Below are 21,236 nucleotides of genomic sequence, written 5' to 3'. Positions count from 1 at the left end.
AATCGGTGATGCTTACTATTTTCCGTCGTCGTTAAGCGCTATCGCTGTTCAATGACCGGGCTAATCTTTGGTCGAGTCGCCAGATTGGGCCGAGAGCCGCTACTTACCCCCGACAGCCACATTGCACAGCACCACCTCCCACGCCTCGACGCGGCAGAGCTTCTCCCAGTCCGCACCGCCACTCTGCCGCTTGTGGCGCGTGATGATCGCGCTGACCGTCGCTTCGTAACGTGTGCCTTTTGGCAACTGGCACTTGCCGGCCAGTCGGCCTACCGTGACGCCTTGGTGATCGCGGAGCGTCCAATGGCCGTTGGCATGAACAAGCTGCAGCGGATCGCCTATACGCAGCGCGCGAATCGCTGCATGTACCGGATGCGTCGATGGCAAACGCCCGGCGAAGCCCAGGTCGACATCCGCGAAGCCCAACAGCTGGTAGCGCTTATCCAGTTCGGGTACCGGCTGCGGCCAGGTGTCCGGTTCGGTGCGCAGCAAGTATTCGGCGGGCTCCAGCTCCGGCGTGAACGGATTGCCGCGGTGGATCGCCTCGCACAGCGTCAGGGTCTCCTTGGCGCGCGTCATCCCGACGTAGTAAAGCCGCCGCTCCTCGCCCCCTCCGTCGAGCTGCCAGTCGCCGCCGTCGAGGATTGCGACATGCTTGAATTCACGCCCCTTGGCGCCATGCACCGTCGAGAGGTTGATCTGGCCGGCGCGGGTGTTACGCGCTTCGCTGCCGTACTCGTACAGCCACTCCAGGGCCGGGGTCACGGGAATGGACGCCGCGGTCCAGGTGGCTTCGATCTCTGCAAGACACTGCGCCAGCAGCTCCAGCCAGGGATTGTCCGTCTCATGGCGCCGAGCGATCCAGCGTGACAGTGCGCCGCTCCGCAAGAGTCTGCGCTGCCGGTTGCGCAGCAATCGGATTAGCGACTGGCCTTCGCGGGTCTGGTGCAGTGCCGGTTGGCCACCCCCTGCCCCGTTCTCGATCACGCGATACGGGATCTGCCGCCATTCGCAGTACGCCCGGACCGGCGCCAGCATCGCATGGGTGCGTGCCAGTACCGCGAAGTCCGCCCAGTCACCGGTCGCGTCCAGGGCTTTCAACCGTTCCAGTTCGCGCATCACGCTCTGTGCCTGCGGGTTAGCCGCGGCCGGCACGCGCAGGACGTGGACCCGCCCTCGCGCGACCGGGTCGAGTTGGTGCCAGCGTCCGCCCGGCGGCGCAAAGCGCCGGGCGAAGTTGACCTGAATCGGGTAGTCGGTCTTCAGCCGATCGGGATTGCGCTGGATGATGTGGTTCGCGGCCGAGACGAGGTGCTGGCTGGCACGGTAGTTCTCGACCAGGTACTCGGTCTTGGCGTCGTAGTCCTGCGCGAAGCGCTGAATGAACGCCACGCTGGTGTGACGGAAGGCATAGATGTTCTGGTCGTCGTCGCCCACCGCCAGGATCGTGAGCTTGGCCTCGCGGTCCTGCTTGGTGCGGCCGGTCAAGGCGCTGATCAACGCGTATTGGATCGCGTCGATGTCCTGGTATTCATCGACCAGAATGTATTGATACCCGCGTAACAGTCGATCGCGCAGTTCGTCGGCGTCGAAGCCGGCCTCCGCTTTGCCCTCCAGCAGCGCGATGGCCTGGTTCAAGATTCCGTCGAAGTTCACCTCCCCACCCGCCTCGGCCAGCATGGCGAGACTGGTACCGGTCAGGCGCAGTGCCAGCGCGTGGTAGGTCAGCACGGTGACGCCATAGGCGTCGTGGCCTATCAGATCGTGCAGCCGACGGCGGATCTCGAAAGCCGCGGAGCGGTTGAAGGTCAGCACTATCACGCTGTCCGCCGGGACCCGCAGGACCCGCAACAGGTACGCGACCCGGTGCACGATCACGCGGGTCTTACCGGAACCCGGCCCGGCCAGAATCAGCCGGTTGATTTCGGTTTTCTCGCAGACCAGGCTTTCCTGACGGGGGTGCCGCAGCTCGTCGACGATGCGGCGGTACGACTCCTCCGTGGTGGCCAGGTCGAGGACCTCGCGGCGGCTGGCGAAGTAGCGGCGGATGAAATCGCCTTTCGGCAGCGCGAAATAGGCCGTCACGAAGGCCAGCGCGTTGCCCAGCTTGTCCAGGCCGAGACGTGCGTACTCCTGCATCACATGCACCTGGAAATTCCGTTCCCGGTAATGCTCCGACAGGGGTTCGTAGTCGCTTTGCAGAAAGCGCCGCTTGGCTTCCTCCGGATAGAGATGAATGGTCATCGCCGAGCGAAACACGGTCTTGCCGCGGTCCATGATCAGGACGTGGGTGTCGTGCAGGTAGAGCAAGCCCTGTTCCATGGCCTTGGCGGGGTCCTTGAGCGTGGCCGCGAGGTCGAGATCGGCCCGGATGGCCTGCGTCAGTTCCCCCAGCTTGCATTCGACCCGGAGGTCCACCCCCTGGGTGCCGGGTGCCAGCCGGTTCACGAGATCCTGCAGCAGGCAATGTGCGATCGCCCGCCGGCGCTCGGCGATCTCACGGATCTGCGGCCAGGTACGCCGCAGCCGGACATGCAGATAGTCCCGCCGTACTGGTCGGAGGTCGAACAAGGCGCGCTGCGCCTGCGACTCGCCGAACGCGCGGCTCATGGTACGCAGCAAGGTCAGCAAGTCATCGGGGATGACGTCACAGCCAGCACGCTGTTTCACTGCTTGGCACAGTGGGCGGACGTGCAGTTCCTGCCAATCCTCGTGATCGGCATCAGGCGCCAGTTCCGGCAACAGCTCTAATAGGGCCTGCTCAACCTGGCAAAGCCGCTGCAGCCGGTCTGACGAGGAATCCTTGACGCCTTTGCGGAGCAGCACTGTGAGAGCGATGTCGTTGGACAGAATCCCCAACTCCTCCAGGCCATGGAGAATCCGGATGCACTCCTCGGCGGTATAGCCGGTCTGCAGCATCAGGTCGTCGGTGCTGATGCCCTCGTCGGGATTTGCGTTGAGGATGAGGGTGGCGATAGCCCGGTAGCGGTGGCGCTGGTCGGCAGACAGCCTGGCTTCGACCAGGCGTTGCTCAATCGCTGCCAGTGCCGGCAATTTCAGGCTGGCCGGGAAGACCCGGGTGTGATTCTGATCCCGTTGCAGGAAGCGCCGCCGCTCCAGCCAGGCCACGGCGGTCTTGACCTTGGTGTCGGCGTCGGGATTTTCCGCCTCGATGGCGGTGTCGAGGCCTTCTTCGGCAAGGATCTCACCCGCGGTGATCACGACTTCGTCCGAGCCCAGGCGTGCGGAGCGTCGGCGCAGCATCCGCAGGATCTCGGCGATGTCCTTGCGCGCCAGCCGTGAGCTGGCCGCCAGCGCGAATTGGGCCTCGACGTCCTCCTCGTCGTACAGCAGCACGCAGCGCGAGTCCTGGTGATCGCGCCCGGCCCGCCCCGCCTCCTGCAGGTAGTTTTCGAGCGAGCCCGGGATTTCGGCGTGGATGACCAGCCGGACATCCGGCTTGTCGACACCCATGCCGAAGGCGTTGGTCGCGGCGATCACACGCAACTCGCCCTTAATGAACGACTGCTGTACGTCCTTCTTCAAGCCTGGATCGAGGCCGGCGTGAAAGCAGGCGCACAGCCAACCCATGTCCTTCAGAAAGCTGGCGATCTCCTCGGTGCTCTTCCGCCGCGCGGCGAACACGATAGCGCCGCCCCCGGTGTCCTTGAGTTCGCGTTCCAGCAGCGTATGGATCAGCGGGTACTTCTCGGCCTTCTGGACCGGCAGGACCTCGAAGCGCAAATTGGCGCGCTCATGTCCGCCGGCGTAGCGCTCGAGGCCGATGCCCAGAGTGTCGCGGAAGTGCGCGTCCAGGTCCTCGACGACCTCCAGCTTCGCCGTGGCCGTGAAGCAGGCAATCGGCGCCAACGCATCGCCGTAGTGCTCCCGGATGAAGCGCGCGACGTAGAGATAGTCAGTCCGGAAGTCGTGGCCCCATTTGGACAGGCAATGGGCCTCATCGAACACCCAGGCCGCGATCTCACGGTGCTTGATCGCCTCGGTGAAACCGTGGTTGCGGAACTGTTCCGGCGAGACCAGAAGCAAGCCGATGTCGCCCAGGCGGATCTTTTCCAGCACATCCTTCCGCTCGGGCATGGACAGCAGGCCGTTCAGCGCCGCGCCGCTGAAGATGCCCTGCTTGACCAGATTGTCTACCTGGTCCTTCATCAGGGATTGCAGCGGCGAGACGATGACAGTCAGGCTCCCGTTGCGCCAGTAGCGGGACAGCGCCGGCAACTGGTAGCACAGCGACTTCCCGCCGCCGGTGGGTAGGATGGCGAGCAGATTCCGCCGCGCCAGACCGGCCTCGACGATGTCCTCCTGGAGGGATCCACCGGCCGCGTTGGCAGGTTCGGGCCGAAAAGCTGGGAAACCGAACAGGCGTTCCAGTTCCGCACGCGCGTTGTGGAAGCGCTGGCAGTAGGTGCATTCCGGCTGTCCGCAGGCCGTATCGCGGAGTTCCCGGATCAGCCGGCGAACCACCGGGTACCGCAGAAGCACCCAGGGTGGCAGGACCGAGTTGCCGCCGGCGACGCGGAGCCAGGCCAAGACGTAGGCCAATGGCAGGTGTTGTTCGGGCCGCCGCAGGTCCTCTCGCAAGAGCGCCGTGAGGCAGGTGGTGCAGACCTTGTCGTGCACCAACCCGCGGAATCGCGCGGGTACGGACTCAAGCGATGGTCGCCCCTCGCCGCGCAGGGCCGTGAACAGCGAGTCATAACCGGTTCGCGGCGCGCCGCTCAACAGAAAGTGATAGCAGGCCAGTTCGTCCGGGGCGTCGCGCTGTAGCTGCGCGAAGGCCTCGCGCTGGTCCTTGAACAACCGGAAGCTGAGCCGCGCGTCCTGCAGCGGGTCGTTCAGCGTTTCCTTGACGAGCTTATAGTCCTTGACCAAGCTGTGATACGGGTTTTGGGGGAAAGCTAACGGTGACAGCCACAGCGTGTCGATAACCGACAGGCGGTGCAGCGCCAGGTTCGGATAGTGGGCTGTGAGGACCGGCAGATCGTGGTGGGTGATGTTGTGCCCGAGTATGAAGGCCGCGCCTTCACTCAGACGGTCGAGTCCCCGGCACAGATCTGCTGCGGTGAAGGCGCCTTGAAAGGTCTGACCGACGCCGGTATCGGCGCGCCAAGCTCCTAGCTTGAAGACGGTATCGGTGCCATCGGCAGCGGATTCGATGTCGAGGCAGAGGCCATTGGGCCTGAAGCCGTCGCTGTTCAGACACTCCTCCTTGTCCGGTGCGGCTCTGTTCGAGCTGAGATGCCGAATTGGAGCCTCGGCGCACAGCACCGCGCCCAGCCCTCTCGGTATTCCCATCGGAGTTCCTTATACTTGAATGTATCCTCTATGCAAACATAGCATCAGCCATGAGCATTGCCCGCAACGTTGCCGAACGTCGCAAGAATCTCGGTTGGACCCAGCGTGAGCTGGAGAAGGTGGCGGGTCTTACGCAGGCGCAGATCAGCCGTATCGAGGCCGACAAGGCCGAGAACATCACCGTCTTGAGCTTGCGCAAGCTGGCGAAGGCTTTCGGCTGCAGTGTGGTCGATCTATTGACTGACGAGGACCGGCGCCCGGCCCGGGCCAGGCCGGAGGCGGCTACGAAGGCGGAGGGCTTGACCCTCGAAGCGCTCGCGCGCAGGGTCGGTGAGCTGGAGCAGCGGTTGGGTCGCGAGAGCTCCTGACGCCCGCCTCGAGGTTGCCGCAGACCGGCAAAAGTGTCACAAGTTGAGACAACTCTTGGTCCTTCATCGGTCACTCGATCTCAACTTTCCGCGATTTCCGGCGATTCGAAGGCGATTTGAATCTGAGTTGAGGAAAATCGCCGAGAGTAGAGCCCAGTAGCCGAAAGTCGACCCGCGATCGACTAAAGTTGATCCAGAAAAACGGGCAGGACATGTGAAGTTGGCCACCCGACACACCGGGCGATCCCACTTCACTCGGCCTTATTCGCACCGTCGTGCTCAACGGAGAGCGGTAGCGCGTCGGCCTCCAGCTGGCAGCAGTACACTTTACTGCCCCACCTGCCAGCCGAGGTTGCCTATGCACGCGCGACTGCCGCCGACCGCCGAGACCCTGGATGCGCTCGAAGATTTCCACGAACGCGCCGCCATCTTGGAGCACGATCACGGCCTGACACGCGGAGCGGCCGAACGCGAAGCGCTGTCCCGTACCCTGGGGCGATATGCGTCCGGTACAACACTGGGGGCTGCCCTGTCAGGCGACGACCGGAACGTGATCCGGTCGCGCCTGCTGGCGGAGCTGACGGAACGGGTGGCCTTGGTTCGCGCTCCTGACGACGGGGTATAGCAGCTACGCCCGCCGACAGTCCGCGCCCGTAGGGGTATAGCAGCTACGGAGTTGTGAGTGTTCCCTTCATCGAGATGAAGGTCTCGACAGACCAAGCGCTTGGCGCGAGACGGTAGGGGTATAGCAGCTACGCTTGGCTCTTCCGGTCCCCTTTGGGGGTATAGCAGCTACGCCGCAGCCGCGGTGCCGCAATTCCCCGGAAACGTATAGGCCACGTGGCTTTGCGCGATTCTCGGGCCTGCGCCGCCGATCATCCGAGAAAAAAAGTTCGTCGGTTTCGCTAGGGGTACAGCACCTACGGCATGGGGGTACTGCAGCTACGGTGTAGGGGTATAGCAGCTACGGGTGTGGCAGTGCCAATGTAGAAGGCATTGAATGGCAATGAGAAATGGGCGAACTGCAGGATTTGCGGCAACGCGCGGGAAGGCGCCAGCGTAGGAGCTATACCCGCATTGACTCCGGGGGACGCTCTCCCGACAATCAACGAAACTCTAAAAGGACTGCCGGGTGACGAAACGATCGCAACTTGAGCCGCAGGATAGCCAGCCCGCTGGCTCGCGCACGCCTCGCCAAGGTGTTGCTACCGCCACTTCATCGAAGGTCCCCGTCCAGTTGCCGCTGTGGCCGGCGCCGCAACGCGGCATCCCGAACAGCATCCTCCGCTCCGCCTTGTTCGGTATCGTCCGCCGCGGTCGGCGTCGCTACGTCGACAAGGAAACGATCGCCAGTTGGCCGGGCATCACGATCTGCTACACCGGCGTGAAGCTCGATCAGTCGGATCTCGACGTGTGGCTGTTGGCGGCGCACTTGGCCCGGAATCATTCGCTGGGTTCGGAAATCCGCTTCAGCGCCTACAGCTTCCTGAACAACATCGGCCGTTCGCAGGGCAAGCAGAACCGCGAATGGCTGAAGTCGGTGTTCACCCGCCTGACGGCCTGCGCCGTCGAGATCAATGTCGGCACCCGCACCTATGTCGGTTCACTGGTGCAGGAGTTCTTCCTTGATAAGACCTCCGGCGAGTACGTTTTGACCGTGAACCCGCGCCTGGCAACGCTATTCGAAGACGGTTATTCCCTGCTGGCCTGGCAGACGCGCAGCGCATTACGCTCTGATCTGGCCAAGTGGATCCACTGCTTCGTGCGCTCCCACGACCCGGGCTCGGTCCACCGGGTCGGTGTCGACGGGTTGCTTGGTTTGTGCGGTTCCGAAAGCAAAAACATCCGAGAATTTCGCCAGCGGCTGAGGGAGGCCATGAGCGAACTTGAAGCGATCGGCGAGGTGGATGGCTGGTGCCTCAGCAACAACGCCGTGCTGGAGTTCTCGCGGCTAGAGGCCGCATAACGGTGTGTTACGTGAGCGTGTTCACGGAACGAAATCCCGCACTTTGAAAGGGGGAAATGAAACGTGATAGATAAAGTGGCAAAACGGGATCAACTGATGGATCCCTCGCCAAGCGGCTAAAAGCCGACCGATCCAAACAAGGAAGGCCTATGTGCGCTGCAACGCACATAGGCCTGTAATCATTCCCCCACGACATTGGGATGAGATGATCGGTCTCATTATAGCGCTGTGCGCCTGAATGGAAATGGCTGCGGCCATGATCCGGACGCGCCGCGCTGGTTCGCTCCTCCGGAACGGCACGCCAAACGGCCAAAGGTCCTGACGAAGCTCAATGAGCGTGTCAGGCGCTACTACCGTGCGCCGGCGGAAACCTTGCCCGCGCTGAACGCGGCGAACGGCTCCTCGCGCCAGCAGCGCAGCGAGCGCCGTGAAGCCTGCCTCGCCCTATTGGGCGGCCTGATCCACTACCTCGACCTGGTCACCCTCCGCGTCGGCATCCCGCAGGCCGACGGCACCTTCGCCGGCCTCAAGATGGAGTTTCTGGCCGACGTCTCCGGCCTCGGCGAGCGCCGCGCCGAGCGGGCCATTGCCGATCTGGCGGCCGCGGGCCTCATCACGATTCATCCACTGGCCAAGCGTCTGGACGACTGCACCTACAAAGGCTACGCAGCCATCCGGGCGGTCTCCCGTGCGTTGTTCGAGGTCTTCGGACTCGGTAAATGGCTGCGGCACGAGCGGGACAAGGCGACTGCACGGCAGCGGAAGCAGGAGCGCAAGGCCACCGGTCGGGAAGCGGCACATGTGCGGATGCTGGCCGCTACCGTGCTGCCGACGAAGCCGGAAGGCGCTTCACCCGCGGCTGAACCGCGGGTCGGCCAGCAACAATCGGTCACCGAGCTGCTGGCTGAGCTGAAAAACAGGCTTCGAGCCCCCCCGTAGCTGCCGGTAAGCCCCCTCAACCACTCCCCGCCGCATCAGCGCCGATCTTCGGTCGCCCCCCCGTTCCCCTGACGCATATTTCGCGTCGTTAGCGCTGCAGTATGGCGCTGGATGCGACCCTCGCCCCGCCCGTAATGCCTGCCTGAAAGCACTACCTCGTCCCCGGCCCGCGCTTTCGCGAGAACCATCGAACATTAACTGTCGCTAAGCGCTGGAAGGTGCCTGCGGGATCGCTCAGGCTTGTCATTTAGGTGTCACAGACCATAGCCGATAAGTGGCTCCTCTTAAATCACTACAGATATTCAGTACATAGAAACGAAAAGGAAGCATCCCGCTCCCTTCCGCGGGCATCCTGCCCGCGATTCCAAGCGCTCAATCGCCGCGCGGCTTTGCTTTTAAAAATGCGGGGGCGGGGCCACCAGCCAATCTCACTGTGCGAATACACAGAGTCGGGGAACTAGGCTCGAAGCCAGGAGGCGGATCAAGGCACCATTGGCTATTTTTAAGCGGACAACAGTCGGTACAGCCGGCCACGGTCATGTAGAACAACTCGGAGTAGTAGCCCATGGCCACCTTGCAGAACTTCAGCCGTCTGATGGCAACCCTGATGGTCTTGTCGCCAATATCCGCGTCAGCGATCGACCTCTCGTCCGTGCGTCTGTGGGGCCCCTCGATCACCAAGACCACCGGAGCGGATTGCCCGGCCGCGTACACCGTGTTTCCCAATGTCCCGGTTGTCGAATATCGGGATACCGTCACGCTGGTCACGAGCAAGCTCATTGCCAACGTAACGGCAGACACGATTCAAGCGGAGCGAACGGCTCGGGCCCAACCCTACGTCGATGTACCTGCAGGCAACGATCCGCTTGGGGGTTTTGTGCCGGTGACGCAGGGTGCGGATCTATACCAGATCCACTACCGGTCGACCAACGTCAGCGACCAACCGACATTGGTCAGTGGCTTAGTCGCCGTACCCACGGACTCGTCAGCGGGCGGCGTCGTGGTCTACATGCACGCGACCGAAGTGTCCCAGGAGGCCGGGGCACCGAGTACGCCGTCAACCGAGGCCTGCGCCATGGTCACGGCCTTTGCCGGAAATGAACGCGTGGTAGCGATGCCGGACTACCTCGGCTATGGCATCAACAGCGACCTTCACCCGTATCCGCTGGGCGTCGAAAATGCACCCGCCGGAATCGACATGATCGCCGCCGCCCGGGAACTCGCGAGCCGGGTACAACCGCAGCATCCGGTCGGTTCGGCTCTCTATATCACGGGCTACAGTGAAGGGGGTGGGAACGCCTTGTGGTTGGCGCGGAAGCTACAGGAAACCGGGGACAACACGCTGCGCCCTACCTTGATCGCACCCATGTCCGGCAACTATGACATGACCGGGGCGACCGCCCATTCCCTGATTGTCGATCAGCCGCTGAACCTTATGACGCTGGCGGTTAAGCCGTTACTGCTGACCTTCACCGCACAGGCCGCTTGGGAGATCAAGGACCTCGCGCCCGACAGCCTGATCGTACCCGGCCTGGTGTCCTGGGACCAGGTCAGCAGTCTGCCGCTGCGGGCGGGGGGCAGATGGGAGGTGAATGTCGCCTTGGCGGCCTTGATGCTGTCAGCTTACCAAGGCGGCTATCTCAATCCGCAGATCAACCCCAGCGTGTTGATGAGCTCGCAGCTGCAAACGGCGATCGAGACCAACGACCTGACGAATCCCGCGATGGCGCTGTGGGCGGAGAACAACAATCTTCAGTGGATCCCCAAGGCCCCCGTCTACGCCACGGGCATTCTGCAAGACCAGATCGTGCCGTTTGCGGGCAGCAATTACCCGGTGCCCCGCGGTTACAGCGGTGGCGCTCCGTTCTTCGCGCAAGGCAACTCACAGAACCTGATTCACGCCATGCGCGCGCAGGGCCTCGCCAGCGACCGGGTCGCCTGGTGCGGCATCGATGGGGTTAGGGTCGACATCAATGACAAGCAAACACAGCGGATCACTCATCTCACCGGACTGATTCCGGTCTCGATCCTCGCCTCGCGATTCATCGCGCAGGGCAGCCTAGCGGGCTTACCGCAGCTGTCCGATCCGCCGTAGTTCGCTGTCAGGCAACCTTCTCATCGCGTCTGGATTGGGAAGGTTACGGAGTAGAGTAAGGTCTGCTGCGAGGCCGATGAGATGAGAGAGCACATCCCATCGAGAGCCTGTTGACGGTTCCTGTTTGTGGCCGAGAACCTGAAGGTCGATGCCGCCAGGGCATGGATGAGCCCCTGAGCTACGACTTTCAGATGGCCTTTTGTCTATCACCTATCGATCAGGACCCCAATCTCGATTTGCCCCGTGGGCAAATTTTCTTGGCTATCAGAGGGGCCGTATCACCTCTCACACCGGTGGTGATCCTTATGGGACTGACTGGGGTAACAGCGGAGTGGCGCATTGTGACGCAGCGCACAAACGGCGGGCCGTCGCTGCAATAAGCTCTAAGGGTGTGCCAGAGACGGAGAGCGATGGGGGGATCGCTCCCATTGCCGAGCTTCTACCCAGGTCCCTGGCACACACCAAGTCTAGGAAAAGAGCGGCCAGCTACTGCTTTTGGCGTAGCATGACATCGGTTGCCGATCAAAGTTGATCAGCTGTTCTGACCGTCAGCCACGAATCGCTCGCCTTTCCGTTCCCACCATTTTTGCTCAAGATAGTCGAACCCGCATTGCGGGCAAGACCCTATCCCGCGATCCTCTCTGGTGTAATCGATACCGCTGCGGCGTACCTGCGCGATCAGTCGCGCGAAAGCCTCCGCATCGAATGGCGCCCGCCAGAGTTCCAGGAGCGTTTCCGTGGCAGTTCCCTGCTCTGCGCCTCGGCGAACCGCGTCGCGTATTTGCACGGCTGCCAACCAGGTTCTCAAACTCCGAGGGCTGGCATGGGCGTAGCCGCAGGACCGGCACTGCCGCACCATGAGTCCTGGCGAGCCATACCCGCATGCGGTGGCAGCGAGATCCGCCGTCAGTTCACGTCCTCTCGCTGCGGTAGAGCAGATCGAGCTCAGGGCACTCACCAGTTCGTTCGCCAGCGGTTCCCGCTCCGGGGTGATGTCGTGGCGGTTTTCCCGGCAGATCACCAGATCCGACAAGCTTCCCATGCCGCCACACAGTGACCGGAACCAGTTGCCGTCAGCCGAAGCGATCTTCCGGCCCCAGAAGTTTTCCCCTACATCGCGTAGCACTGTAGCGAGCAGGTCGCGCGCTTCTTCGAAGCAGATAGTGTTGGGATCCGGCATTGGGATACTCCGCTGAGATCGGCCAATCATCGCCGCACCCCGGCGGCGTACAGATGCTCCGCACAGAAGGCTAGGCCTTTCAACGCCAGATCGCGGCAATCTGCCATCAGACATCGAGTGTCCGAGCAGCCACCGTGCGATCGAGTCAGCAGATCCAACACCAGTGGTTTGCTGTCGATCTGCTCCCAGCCGTGCATCTCCCGGATCTTGATCGCTAACTGCGTGCGCAGCTTGTCGTAGCCATCGATGCGCCACATTTGGCCGCACTGGCTGCGGTAGAGCTCGACCCAGTCGCCGGTTGCGATGAGGGTCAACGTCTCTCGGAAGCCCGGCGGATAGTCGTCGAGGTACAAGGCTTCCGGCAATGTCGAGCATTGGCAGGTCATAGCCGATCCATGATCGTCGCTTTCGCAAAACCGATCTCGAACACCGTCTCCGCCGCCGCGTCCAGCGTCTTGAACACCCGCACCTGACCCCGCGCCGTCTCCAAGGCAGGGTTCAGCGGGTGCTTGCCTTCGAGTAGCACGCTCCAGCCACCCTCTGCTTTCCGGATTACCGGTTCACTCAACGCACCGGCCTGGAACAACAGTCTCGCTTCTTTGAGATTCATCACACTACGGCGGAAAGTCCAACGGTACTATAACGCCGTCGCGACAAAAGTGCCTTTTTGTAACCATGCAAATTGGCTTCTGTATCCTCGGTGTAGCACTGATCCCCTGTTCCGCTTGCGCCTGGGAGAATCAGGCTGTGTTGCGCTTTATCAGCGAGACCAACCCGATCATCCAGGCGCAGGAGGTCGTCGTGCAGCACTACCGCGTGCCGGACACCTTCCAGCGCATTCTCGAGAACACCAAGCTCGTGGGCCGGCTCGGTGGGGTCGTGACGCCGATCATCGCCGCTGACGATGTGGTCGCCGCGGGTAGCTCCAAGACCGCCGGCGTGACCGCGTTCGGCGGGATCCAAGTCAGCATTCCACTGTCCTCCCTCGATGAGGAACGCACTCTCGCCAACAAGCACGTCGAGCTGACGAAGGCGATCGATCAGATCAAAGGCCAGACGCTGCAGGACATGGCTCAGCTGCGGACCTACGAGGCCGATCTCGCCGCGGCCGAGGTCCGCATGCAGTTCTACCGCGACCAGTTGCGCTGGCTTCAAAAGCGCCTGGAGGAAGGCTACAGCGAGATGGAGAAACTCTGGACCGTCGGCGGCAAGCTCAACGACGAGAAAGCCGCCGTCGAGCGAATCACGCTCCTGGCGGAGACGCAGCGTCACCGGCTGGCGCAATACGCCGGCGAGGAGTGGGAGACCCTGCTCGCCTATCTTGAAGGCAAGCGCCGCTTGCCGGGATTCTGACATGCACCGCATCACCGGCGTCGTCGGTCGCGACGAACTGATCGACACGATCCGGCGCGAGATCGGCAAGGGCAAGCATGTGCTGGTGACCGGCGCCGTCGGTATCGGCAAGTCCACAGTCCTGAATGCCGCCCTGGATGTGATTCCTGATCGCCGGACCGTGATTCGGCTGCTGGATCATCAAGCCAAAGGCCAGTTCGTCGAAATGGCGCGGCAGATGCTAGCGCTGGGGCTCCTGCCGGCGAAGGCGCTCGATCTCCCAGAAAAGTACCAGGCCATGGCCCCGGCGGAGATCCCGTGGGAGGACATCAAGCGCCAGGTCAACCGGCTCAGCATCCGCGATCTGACCCAGGCGATCATTCCGGCGCTGGCCGATTGCGACGAGAAGCCGCTGATCGCGGTTGACGACCTCACCTTCCTGACGCCGACCCAGCAGGCGTTCTGGCTGGCGGTTTTCGACCATGCGCAGATCGCCGGCTGCGCCTGCGAAAAGAAGCAGGGCCTGCGGAAGCTGTGGTGGAAGATGCGCGAGATCGCGGTAGCGCCGCTGGCGCCCGAGACTTCGAAGGCGATCGTGCAGACCTATATCACCCGCAAGGGTGTCCTGATCGAGTCGCCGGAGCTCTATGTGTCGCACGTTGTGAAGCAAGCCGGTGGCAATCCGCAGGCGATTCAGGACATGCTCGATGAGTCGGCCAAGGAACGGGTCATCGACAAGCGCAAGGTGCGCGAGATGCGCCACGAGGCCGGGGTCCGCTACCTCGACTTCACGCCGGTGATGCTGGTGGCTGGTGCCGGTATCGTCGCCATGCGCTATGTCGCGATGGGCCTCGGCGACCGCATGCTGTACGTGATGGCTGGGATCGCCGCGGCGCTGTTCCTGTCGTTCCGGCTGCTGGTGATGCGCGGGTGGGCGCGGTAAGCCAATGTTGAAGCATCGAGAGACATCCGAGCTGACTAAGCCGTGGCAGCTCTTTTCGGGCGGTGCTCTAATCATTGACGGGCTAACTGGCAGTTACATTACGAACCAGAGCGCTGACGTGACAAACGAAACGACCTTATCCCAACATAGCGGGATTACCTCGAGTAGAAACTTGGCTAGTCTGTAAGCGCTTTCCACGTCTCTCCATAGACTAAGTAATCGGAGAATAGGGGCTATATCGATGGCCCCGACTTTGGCAGGAAATTTCATGATCGGACTCCTTTCCTATCTTCAGGCCGTCATTGGCCAGCTAATACTATGGCGAATGAGATGATATGTTGTAAAGGAAAATAGACCGATGTCGAAAATGTTTTTCACTAGCTGTATCATGGCGTTTGTTTATGACGCCTTCCATGGTGCTGTCACGACCGCCAAGGATCACAGTGTTTAATCGCTTATCGATAACGTACTTGCGGCTTATTTAGCCTGGATAATGGGGTTTAGCTGGTATCTGGCTTTTTATCTGATTGTTACGGACCGATGATCACCGGCACCCACGTCGCCTTTTCCACTGCCCTCTACCTGGGCGGTGCGGCGATCCTGGAGTACCCGGCTGATCCCATCGCCTGGGGCCTCGCGGCATTTGCCTCGATCCTGCCTGACCTCGACCTGCCGACCTCACGCGTTGGCCGTCCCCTCTTCTGGCTCTCGACCCGTCTCGAAAAGCGCTTTGGTCACCGCACCATCACGCATTCGGCGTTCGCGCTGATCGTCGTTGCCGCACTCGCCTTCCCGCTCCGCTGGTTCGGCCATGTGGCCTGGTTCTGGGCCATCGTCGGTGGCTACTGGTCGCATCTTTGGATCGACATGGTGAATATCCGCGGCGTCGATCTGTTCTGGCCGTCGGCGGTGCGCGTGGTGATGCCGAGCCGGATCCACTACCGCATGGAGGTCGGCAGCAAGGCCGAGATGGTGTTCATGTCTGCGCTGATCGTCGCCTGTCTAGCGCTGTACCCGGTGAGCAAGATGGGCGTGCGCGGAGGCCTCCACCAGGTGTTTCGCGACTTTGACATGGCGGCCGAGGCGTACCGGGAACAGGCGGGCACCCGCTGGTTCACGCTGGACCTGGCAGCGATCGACAATCTGACGCTGGAGCATATCCACTGCCGCTGTCCGGTGCTGGGGGCCTGGCAGAGCGGCCTGATCGTCGAATACCACGGGCAGTCCCGGGCGGTCGGCAAGAGCGAGCGGCATCACAACCTTTACCCGACAGAGGCCGTGCTCGTCGCCGGCGAGCCGCTGGTCGTTCAGACGCAGCGCGTCGACATGCGGGGCCGGTCGCTCGCTTGGCTGATGGAACGGCTGCAGGGCTTGCCGGATGTCTACCTGCTGGGCGAACTGTGGATCGATGCCGACAAGGTCCCGGCGGTGACCGAGATCGATCTGTATCGGCCGGTGTGGTGGTCAGGTGACCGGGTGCGGCTGCATTACGCGCGAGCTGAGGATCTGCGCGAGTACCGGCGGCTGGTAGCGATCCGCGGGGAGGTCATGGTGCAGGGCTGGGGCGAAGTGCGGTTGCCGGAGCTAGGGCGGAGAGCTGGGACGAAGGCGGATGAAGGGTTGCCGCGGGGATTGGAGAGGTTGTTTTGAATGAACCCAAACGCCTTAAAAATTCACTCCGACAAGCCGGATTTCAGGCTCGCGCTTTGTGTTGACATTGTGCGCACGTCTGGGCTATATAGAAGAAGGAAACTTTTCATGGAGGTCAGCCCGATGCTGCCGACAGAGACAAACGAGACCAGCGGTCAGACCCGCGACATCAACATCAACATCCGGGCCAAGCGCAGGCAACGCGACTTGATTGATCAGGCAGCCGAACTGCTGGGGAAATCGCGGTCAGACTTCATGCTCGAAACTGCGTGCCGCGAGGCCGAAGACGTGCTGCTGGATCAGCGCGTCTTTACCCTGGATGCCGAGACGTTCCAGAAATTCCAGGCGCTGCTGGACGCGCCCCCAAGCGAGAATCCCAAGCTGCGCAAATTGATGGCGACTAAAGCCCCGTGGGAGCCGTGATTTGTCAGATGCTCCAATAATAAGTGCGCCCACCCCGCTGACCGCCTCCCATCATGTAGCGGACTTCGACTGTGGCGAAGCGACCCTTGACCATTGGTTGAAGCATCGGGCTTTGCGTAATGAAGGGCGCGGAGCTTCGCGCACCTACGTTGTTTGCGCCGATGACCAAGTGGTTGCCTATTACTGTCTGGCGACTGGCTCTATTGCCAGCGAACTTGCGCCCGGCCGTGTCCGCCGCAATATGCCTGACCCGATACCGATAATGGTGCTGGGCCGCTTGGCAGTTGACCTAGCCTGGCAGCGTCACGGCTTCGGCAAAGCCCTGTTGCGCGATGCGATTTTGCGCACCCTGCAGGTTTCGGAAATGGTTGGGGTGAAGGCGCTCGTGGTTCACGCCCTATCTGATGCTGCCGTGCGCTTCTATGAAAGCCACGGGTTTCATCCCTCGCCCACAAGTGAGAGAACACTGTTCCTGCCGATCTCGGAGGTTGCCAATGACACGGAATGAACGCCAGGTCATGGGATTGGACGACTTCACAGAAATCGATCTGCAGGCCATCAAGCAGGCCAAGCCGCCTCGGGAAGCAGCCGCATTTGACAGAGAAATGAACGCCACCGCAGTGATTGAGCCACAACGGCCGGACAATACCCATTCAGGCTGACGGCACCTCCCTCTCCCGAGCGCAGGCCGTAGCATATGGGCTACATGGTGACATTGGAGGCAGAGGGTTTGTTGTCCGCACGCGCATCTATCAACACAACGTCCCGTCGGCCCGACAGGCCAAGTTCCCGTAAAATGCCGTGAACGCGCATCAACTCTGATTCCGTGAAGTAAAGGATCGCCTTTATGGACTTTGCGGTGTCATTAGCCGCCTCATAGACCCCGACTTGGTGTTTCAGATTTTGTTTCAACTTGGAATTTGAGGCGAGCTTAAATTCGACAAGCGTTTTGTCACCATTGCCTTTTGACACCTTGAAATCCACAGGGCCGCGCCCGTTATTGACTTCTCGATTCACATCGAATGATGTTGCATACCATGTAAGGCGATACATAATTTGCAAGTCGGCTTCATGCTGTAGGGGCTTACCTTTGAGATAAAACAGCCTATACCCGTCCTTGTTCTCAACTACATCTTTAAGGAAATTTACTCGCCGAAGCGACTCATCAAAACTGTCTCCCAGTTCATAGAATTCGGTTCCCGTCAAATGTCCGCCGACCAGCGCCTTAATCTGCTCGACAAACTGAATCTCTGTCTCTCTTACTTTTAAGCCGCTGACTTTGTGTGCTTCCTCGCCATTGTCCTCTTTCCGCTTTATGTAGTAGTCGAGGAGTTGAGGGTAGTGTGATACCGTGGCTGCTGCAGCCTCGCGGATTTCCTTTTCGCCAGCATCTTCTGAAAGACGACGGAAGAAGTATTCATCCACAAGCCCCCGCAACTGATCATCTGGCACTGCATTGCAGACCTCTCTGAATTGGCTCAGAAGATCGCCACGGTTAATCCAGGCTTCGTCCTTTGTCAGGATGTCTTTAGGTGTCAGAATTACAAAATTCCCCGCAAAACATGGCAGCTCATACTGCCCGCGTTTCCATCGTCTTGTGGCGTAGTCGAAGCTGACTTTATCAACCGAGAAAACGCGACGTAGCGAGGGTTCTATATGGTTGCGCGCAAACGTCTGGGTGTATTCTAGCAAATGGCTCTTTATCAGATTTGTTGTGAAATCGCTTAGATGGTCTCGCCCAACACCATCACCAAGCAAGCACAGTTTTTCCAGGTGACTGCCACGGGTGACGGTCTCAGCGCCAAAATCCTTGAATACATGATGCAGATTTCTATGTAGGGTTGCGGCAAAATCTTTGCCAAGCCCACTGCCTTTATTGCCAGTTCGACTGAACCCTAGCCAGTTTTGGCTGACTTCAGGGAATCTAAACCAATGATCAATAAGACCCCTGTCTATCCCGGAATTTAATGACACATCCCTGAGAAACTTTACATATCTGATAATATCGTCATGGAGTGTGTTATATTCCGGCTTGTCGCTATCAAATAATAGGAATGGGTCGATAAATAACGGCAGGTCGTTGATAAGGGAAACATTGAATGCCCCGTAATCTTCGAGGACCTGAGGCTCAATACCGAAGAAGTCGGTGAAGTAGATGTGTGCCTCAGGTAGCGTCTCACCTGCTCCGCTCTTTCTAGTCATACAGCAGTCCTTTCAGACAAAGGCCGTGCGAAGAAATTAGCTAGCAATGCGTCGAATGTGGCTTCGGCTTTGGCTGCCGCAGCGGATTGCTGCGATGAGATTGCCCGCATTGACTGGAACTGTTCCAAAAAGGCAGCTTGGGCCTTCAGTGGTGGCAAGATCACGGGTAGCCCGCGCAGCTGTGTCATGTTGATGCTGGCTAGGTTAGTCGTCCGCTTCGCGCTCCGGAGGAAATATTCTCTAGCCTTGTTTGATTGTAGGTAGCTTACAAAGAACTCGGGAATGCCTTTGTTCCTATCCAATCTGACCCTAAAAATATGGTTTTGATGGATGCAGTCTGTAACCTCATGCTCCCATAAAGCACCCCGGCCAAGTTTGTCAAAGTCTCCGCCTTCTGTGAGGAGGACATCACCATGTTGAAGCCTTAGCGCCTGCACGTCTGATGGAAGAACCTCAATCTCTTTCAGCTCTGCGAGGTCAAGATAGCCTGCCTGAACATTTGCGACCCGCAGATATGGCACTAACACAGTTATTTTGCCGTTGAATTTACGTCCTTTAGTCACACCAGAGACAACTTCTGCAATATTGCCTAATGGTGCCGATTCCCACCCCTTCGGATTTGTCGCCGGATCGCCGAACATGTCGAGGAACAAGGCTGGGATGATTTCGGCAGCCTTCTTCTGTGCCTCGCGCCGCAGCCGGACGATCCCCTCGGCGCGGGAGAGAATGTCAATGATGCGGTGCTGTTCGGCCAGCGATGGCAGCGGAATTTGAAGACTGAGGATGAAATCCATGTCCGCTCGCGGCATCCGCGACCCGGCAGTTTTTGCGGTTACCTGCGAAATCACACGCGACGACCGCAGGAAATACGCGAGATATGCCCGTTCCAGCCCTGCTTTAGGCAGCAACGGAATGATTTCCGTCGAGCATTTTCCCTCAAAAGCAGGTAGGGCAACCTTGTTGAGGTAAGGTCGAAGTTTCCCGTAAAGTACATGCCGGGGGCTGAATTGGAAGCTGTTCGCCAGCGGTACTTCCGGGGTCTTTGAAAGCTCACCGTTCAGAAATTGCCCCGTGTTGGCCTCGATAGTTTCAAGGCCGATGTAGCGCAGATGGCTGCCTTCGCCCGGTTTGACCGTTTTTCGGTCCTGGACGCACACGTCCTGCAGTCTGACATGCCGGACTGCCGTCATGCGGATTCCCCGAGGGCCGCCCGTAACGCCTCGACCTCTTCCATGATTTCCGCCTCGATGGCGGCCAGCTCGTCCAGCAGCGCGCGTGGGTCGCGGTGTTCGACGGCGGCCTGACTCATGGGGCGGTAGCGACCCGCTGAGAGGTTGAAGTCATTGCTGCGCACGGCGAGGGCATCGGCGAACCACCACTTTTGCGTCCATTCTCTCTGTGCGTCACGGGCTTGCCAGTCCAGCCAGCGTTCATCCTTGGTGCGGTAAGCGGCGACCAACTTCGGCAGGTCGTCCTGATCTATGGGCGTGTCATGGTTGGCGTCCAGCTTGTAACCGTCGTTATCCGCATGAAGGAACAGCACACGTTCCGTGGAGCCGCCTTTCCGGAACAGCAGGACAGACGTCTTCACGCCGGAATAGGGCTGGAACACCCCGCCCGGCAGGGACAGGATGGCCTCGACGCGATTGTTCTCGATCAGTTGGCGGCGCAGCTCCTTATGCGCCGAGGTGGAGCCGAACAGCACCCCTTCCGGCACGATGACGCCGCAGCGCCCCCCGGGACGAAGACTGTCCATCATGTATTTGAGAAAGAGGAGTTCGGTTGCCGTGGAGGTGCCGACCTTCACGTCTTCGACGATGCGGTCTTTGTCCACCCGGCCCGAAAACGGCGGATTGGCAAGAACGACATGGTAGCCGTCCGCCGGGAGCGAGTATTCCGCTCGCTTGTCGGCATCCAGCGTGGTGGTCAGCACGTTGCGCAGCAGGATGCGGACATTCGGCAACCCGCGCAGAGTCAGGTTCATGGTGGCAAGGCGGACCATCTTCGGGTCAACGTCATTGCCAAAGAAGGTGGCCGTCTGCAGGGCAGACACCTGCGCAGCCGATAGTTTGTCCCCTATTCCGCGCCGCTGCGTCTTCCCGTCTAGTTCGACTTCCTGAATGGCCGTCGGCGAGGAATTCGTCAGGCGGATATGGTTATAAGCCGCCACATGAAACCCCGCCGTGCCGGCCGCGGGGTCATAGATAGTTTCCCCGATCTGGGGGTCTATGATTTCAACGATGGTGCGGATGATATGGCGCGGGGTGCGGAACTGGCCCAACTCACCAGCCTGTTTGATCTGCTTCAGGACATGCTCGAACAGGTCGCCCTTGGTGTCGGCATCGGACTGGTCGAGCCTGAGGCCGTCCACCAGGTTGATGACCTGCGTTAACACCGTCGGCTCGTCTATGGTGAGACGCGCCCCACTCATAAAGTTGTGGGCTGTCTTCTCGCCCAGCTCGCCGAAAAAGGCGAACACCTCATCTCTGAGGAAGCGGACAAGGCTCTCGCCGCTCAGTCCTTTTGCCCACACCGACCAGCGGAAGTGCTCACGCGGTATGGTGGTCTGGCCTTTGGCAGGGGCATTAAGAGGGTTTTTCAGGGTCCAGTCGCCCGCGAACATGCTTTCATAGGGCTGCTTCAGCACCTTGGCCTTGAGGAGGTTTTCGGCGTCTATTCCCTCGATCAGATAGAAGAAGAACAGGAAGGAGAGCTGTTCGGCATTGGTCACGGGATCGGGATAGCCGCCGCCGTAAAGGTAATCCCGTATCTGGTCAATAGACCGGCGCATGTCCGGGGTCAGAGGCATGAAAAGTTCCCTG

The 21,236-nt window shown here is 60.5% G+C and carries 18 protein-coding genes; 11 read left to right on the top strand and 7 right to left on the bottom strand.

Annotated features, from left to right (window positions below; translation table 11 throughout):
* Positions 1 to 99 precede the first annotated feature (99 nt).
* Positions 100 to 5,316, bottom strand: coding sequence for a RecQ family ATP-dependent DNA helicase (locus tag ACW73L_RS19725; RefSeq protein ID WP_498924287.1), 5,217 nt, complete (start codon positions 5,314 to 5,316; stop codon positions 100 to 102).
* Between the two features lie 50 nt (positions 5,317 to 5,366).
* On the opposite strand from ACW73L_RS19725, the gene ACW73L_RS19720 reads away from it, so the two are divergent.
* The 5 genes from ACW73L_RS19720 to ACW73L_RS19700 all read left to right on the top strand — a co-directional run bounded on the left by ACW73L_RS19720 (position 5,367) and on the right by ACW73L_RS19700 (position 10,684).
* Positions 5,367 to 5,684 carry a helix-turn-helix domain-containing protein gene (locus ACW73L_RS19720; protein WP_498924286.1) on the top strand — a complete coding sequence of 106 codons (318 nt, stop codon included), beginning with the start codon at positions 5,367 to 5,369 and terminating at the stop codon, positions 5,682 to 5,684.
* A 358-nt stretch (positions 5,685 to 6,042) separates the two neighbouring features.
* Positions 6,043 to 6,309 (top strand): hypothetical protein, encoded by a 267-nt coding sequence (locus ACW73L_RS19715; protein ID WP_498924285.1) that lies wholly within the window; start codon positions 6,043 to 6,045, stop codon positions 6,307 to 6,309.
* A 507-nt stretch (positions 6,310 to 6,816) separates the two neighbouring features.
* The gene (gene trfA, locus ACW73L_RS19710) at positions 6,817 to 7,650 is read left to right on the top strand and encodes a plasmid replication initiator TrfA (protein ID WP_498924284.1); all 834 of its coding nucleotides are present in this window, start codon (positions 6,817 to 6,819) and stop codon (positions 7,648 to 7,650) included.
* Positions 7,651 to 8,022: 372 nt separating this feature from the next.
* Positions 8,023 to 8,589, top strand: a complete 567-nt coding sequence (locus ACW73L_RS19705) for a hypothetical protein (protein WP_498924283.1) — start codon at positions 8,023 to 8,025, stop codon at positions 8,587 to 8,589.
* A gap of 565 nt (positions 8,590 to 9,154) precedes the next feature.
* A complete protein-coding gene (locus ACW73L_RS19700; protein WP_498924282.1) occupies positions 9,155 to 10,684 on the top strand; it encodes an alpha/beta hydrolase family protein in 1,530 nt (509 codons plus the stop codon).
* Positions 10,685 to 11,216: 532 nt separating this feature from the next.
* Here the strand turns inward: ACW73L_RS19700 and ACW73L_RS19695 are convergent.
* Genes ACW73L_RS19695 through ACW73L_RS19685 form a run of 3 tightly spaced genes read right to left on the bottom strand, consistent with a single transcriptional unit; the run spans position 11,217 to position 12,474 of the window.
* On the bottom strand, positions 11,217 to 11,864 hold the full coding sequence (locus tag ACW73L_RS19695) for a DUF6966 domain-containing protein (protein WP_498924281.1): 648 nt from the start codon (positions 11,862 to 11,864) through the stop codon (positions 11,217 to 11,219).
* Between the two features lie 26 nt (positions 11,865 to 11,890).
* Complete coding sequence (locus ACW73L_RS19690; RefSeq protein ID WP_498924280.1) at positions 11,891 to 12,250, bottom strand: hypothetical protein; 360 nt, start codon at positions 12,248 to 12,250, stop codon at positions 11,891 to 11,893.
* Positions 12,247 to 12,474 carry a hypothetical protein gene (locus ACW73L_RS19685; protein WP_498924279.1) on the bottom strand — a complete coding sequence of 76 codons (228 nt, stop codon included), beginning with the start codon at positions 12,472 to 12,474 and terminating at the stop codon, positions 12,247 to 12,249. Before ACW73L_RS19685 ends, ACW73L_RS19690 begins: the two co-directional genes overlap by 4 nt.
* 65 nt (positions 12,475 to 12,539) lie before the next feature.
* Between ACW73L_RS19685 and ACW73L_RS19680 the strand changes: the two genes are divergently transcribed.
* The 6 genes from ACW73L_RS19680 to ACW73L_RS19655 all read left to right on the top strand — a co-directional run bounded on the left by ACW73L_RS19680 (position 12,540) and on the right by ACW73L_RS19655 (position 16,874).
* Complete coding sequence (locus tag ACW73L_RS19680; RefSeq protein WP_498924278.1) at positions 12,540 to 13,217, top strand: hypothetical protein; 678 nt, start codon at positions 12,540 to 12,542, stop codon at positions 13,215 to 13,217.
* Position 13,218: 1 nt separating this feature from the next.
* Positions 13,219 to 14,139: an ATP-binding protein gene (locus tag ACW73L_RS19675; protein WP_498924277.1), complete on the top strand. Its 921-nt coding sequence runs from the start codon at positions 13,219 to 13,221 to the stop codon at positions 14,137 to 14,139.
* A gap of 540 nt (positions 14,140 to 14,679) precedes the next feature.
* Positions 14,680 to 15,789, top strand: coding sequence for a metal-dependent hydrolase (locus tag ACW73L_RS19670; RefSeq protein ID WP_498924276.1), 1,110 nt, complete (start codon positions 14,680 to 14,682; stop codon positions 15,787 to 15,789).
* A 108-nt stretch (positions 15,790 to 15,897) separates the two neighbouring features.
* Positions 15,898 to 16,212, top strand: coding sequence for a type II toxin-antitoxin system TacA family antitoxin (locus tag ACW73L_RS19665; protein ID WP_498924275.1), 315 nt, complete (start codon positions 15,898 to 15,900; stop codon positions 16,210 to 16,212).
* A gap of 97 nt (positions 16,213 to 16,309) precedes the next feature.
* Positions 16,310 to 16,720 carry a GNAT family N-acetyltransferase gene (locus tag ACW73L_RS19660; RefSeq protein ID WP_498924274.1) on the top strand — a complete coding sequence of 137 codons (411 nt, stop codon included), beginning with the start codon at positions 16,310 to 16,312 and terminating at the stop codon, positions 16,718 to 16,720.
* Positions 16,707 to 16,874 (top strand): hypothetical protein, encoded by a 168-nt coding sequence (locus tag ACW73L_RS19655; RefSeq protein WP_498924273.1) that lies wholly within the window; start codon positions 16,707 to 16,709, stop codon positions 16,872 to 16,874. The genes ACW73L_RS19660 and ACW73L_RS19655 overlap by 14 nt, the downstream gene beginning before the upstream one ends.
* Positions 16,875 to 16,914: 40 nt before the next feature.
* Here ACW73L_RS19655 and ACW73L_RS19650 read toward each other — a convergent pair whose 3' ends face one another.
* From ACW73L_RS19650 to ACW73L_RS19640, 3 genes are read right to left on the bottom strand one after another with little or no spacing between them, the layout of a single operon-like run.
* A complete protein-coding gene (locus ACW73L_RS19650) occupies positions 16,915 to 18,414 on the bottom strand; it encodes a DUF8370 family protein (RefSeq protein WP_498924272.1) in 1,500 nt (499 codons plus the stop codon).
* Positions 18,411 to 19,604, bottom strand: coding sequence for a restriction endonuclease subunit S (locus tag ACW73L_RS19645; RefSeq protein ID WP_498924271.1), 1,194 nt, complete (start codon positions 19,602 to 19,604; stop codon positions 18,411 to 18,413). Before ACW73L_RS19645 ends, ACW73L_RS19650 begins: the two co-directional genes overlap by 4 nt.
* Positions 19,601 to 21,223: an HsdM family class I SAM-dependent methyltransferase gene (locus ACW73L_RS19640; protein ID WP_498924270.1), complete on the bottom strand. Its 1,623-nt coding sequence runs from the start codon at positions 21,221 to 21,223 to the stop codon at positions 19,601 to 19,603. Before ACW73L_RS19640 ends, ACW73L_RS19645 begins: the two co-directional genes overlap by 4 nt.
* Positions 21,224 to 21,236 lie beyond the last annotated feature (13 nt).

This window comes from Methylolobus aquaticus (assembly GCF_054172105.1).
This window is presented reverse-complemented; position numbering and strand designations above follow the sequence as displayed.

Coding starts and splice junctions, on each gene's coding strand:
- ACW73L_RS19645 (WP_498924271.1), bottom strand. CDS start 19,604: ATGACGGCAGTCCGGCATGTCAGACTGCAGGACGTGTGCGTCCAGGAC.
- ACW73L_RS19725 (WP_498924287.1), bottom strand. CDS start 5,316: ATGGGAATACCGAGAGGGCTGGGCGCGGTGCTGTGCGCCGAGGCTCCA.
- ACW73L_RS19640 (WP_498924270.1), bottom strand. CDS start 21,223: ATGCCTCTGACCCCGGACATGCGCCGGTCTATTGACCAGATACGGGAT.
- ACW73L_RS19655 (WP_498924273.1), top strand. CDS start 16,707: ATGACACGGAATGAACGCCAGGTCATGGGATTGGACGACTTCACAGAA.
- ACW73L_RS19690 (WP_498924280.1), bottom strand. CDS start 12,250: ATGACCTGCCAATGCTCGACATTGCCGGAAGCCTTGTACCTCGACGAC.
- ACW73L_RS19680 (WP_498924278.1), top strand. CDS start 12,540: ATGCAAATTGGCTTCTGTATCCTCGGTGTAGCACTGATCCCCTGTTCC.
- ACW73L_RS19695 (WP_498924281.1), bottom strand. CDS start 11,864: ATGCCGGATCCCAACACTATCTGCTTCGAAGAAGCGCGCGACCTGCTC.
- ACW73L_RS19670 (WP_498924276.1), top strand. CDS start 14,680: ATGATCACCGGCACCCACGTCGCCTTTTCCACTGCCCTCTACCTGGGC.
- ACW73L_RS19650 (WP_498924272.1), bottom strand. CDS start 18,414: ATGACTAGAAAGAGCGGAGCAGGTGAGACGCTACCTGAGGCACACATC.
- ACW73L_RS19700 (WP_498924282.1), top strand. CDS start 9,155: ATGGCCACCTTGCAGAACTTCAGCCGTCTGATGGCAACCCTGATGGTC.
- ACW73L_RS19675 (WP_498924277.1), top strand. CDS start 13,219: ATGCACCGCATCACCGGCGTCGTCGGTCGCGACGAACTGATCGACACG.
- ACW73L_RS19715 (WP_498924285.1), top strand. CDS start 6,043: ATGCACGCGCGACTGCCGCCGACCGCCGAGACCCTGGATGCGCTCGAA.
- ACW73L_RS19720 (WP_498924286.1), top strand. CDS start 5,367: ATGAGCATTGCCCGCAACGTTGCCGAACGTCGCAAGAATCTCGGTTGG.
- ACW73L_RS19665 (WP_498924275.1), top strand. CDS start 15,898: ATGGAGGTCAGCCCGATGCTGCCGACAGAGACAAACGAGACCAGCGGT.
- ACW73L_RS19685 (WP_498924279.1), bottom strand. CDS start 12,474: ATGAATCTCAAAGAAGCGAGACTGTTGTTCCAGGCCGGTGCGTTGAGT.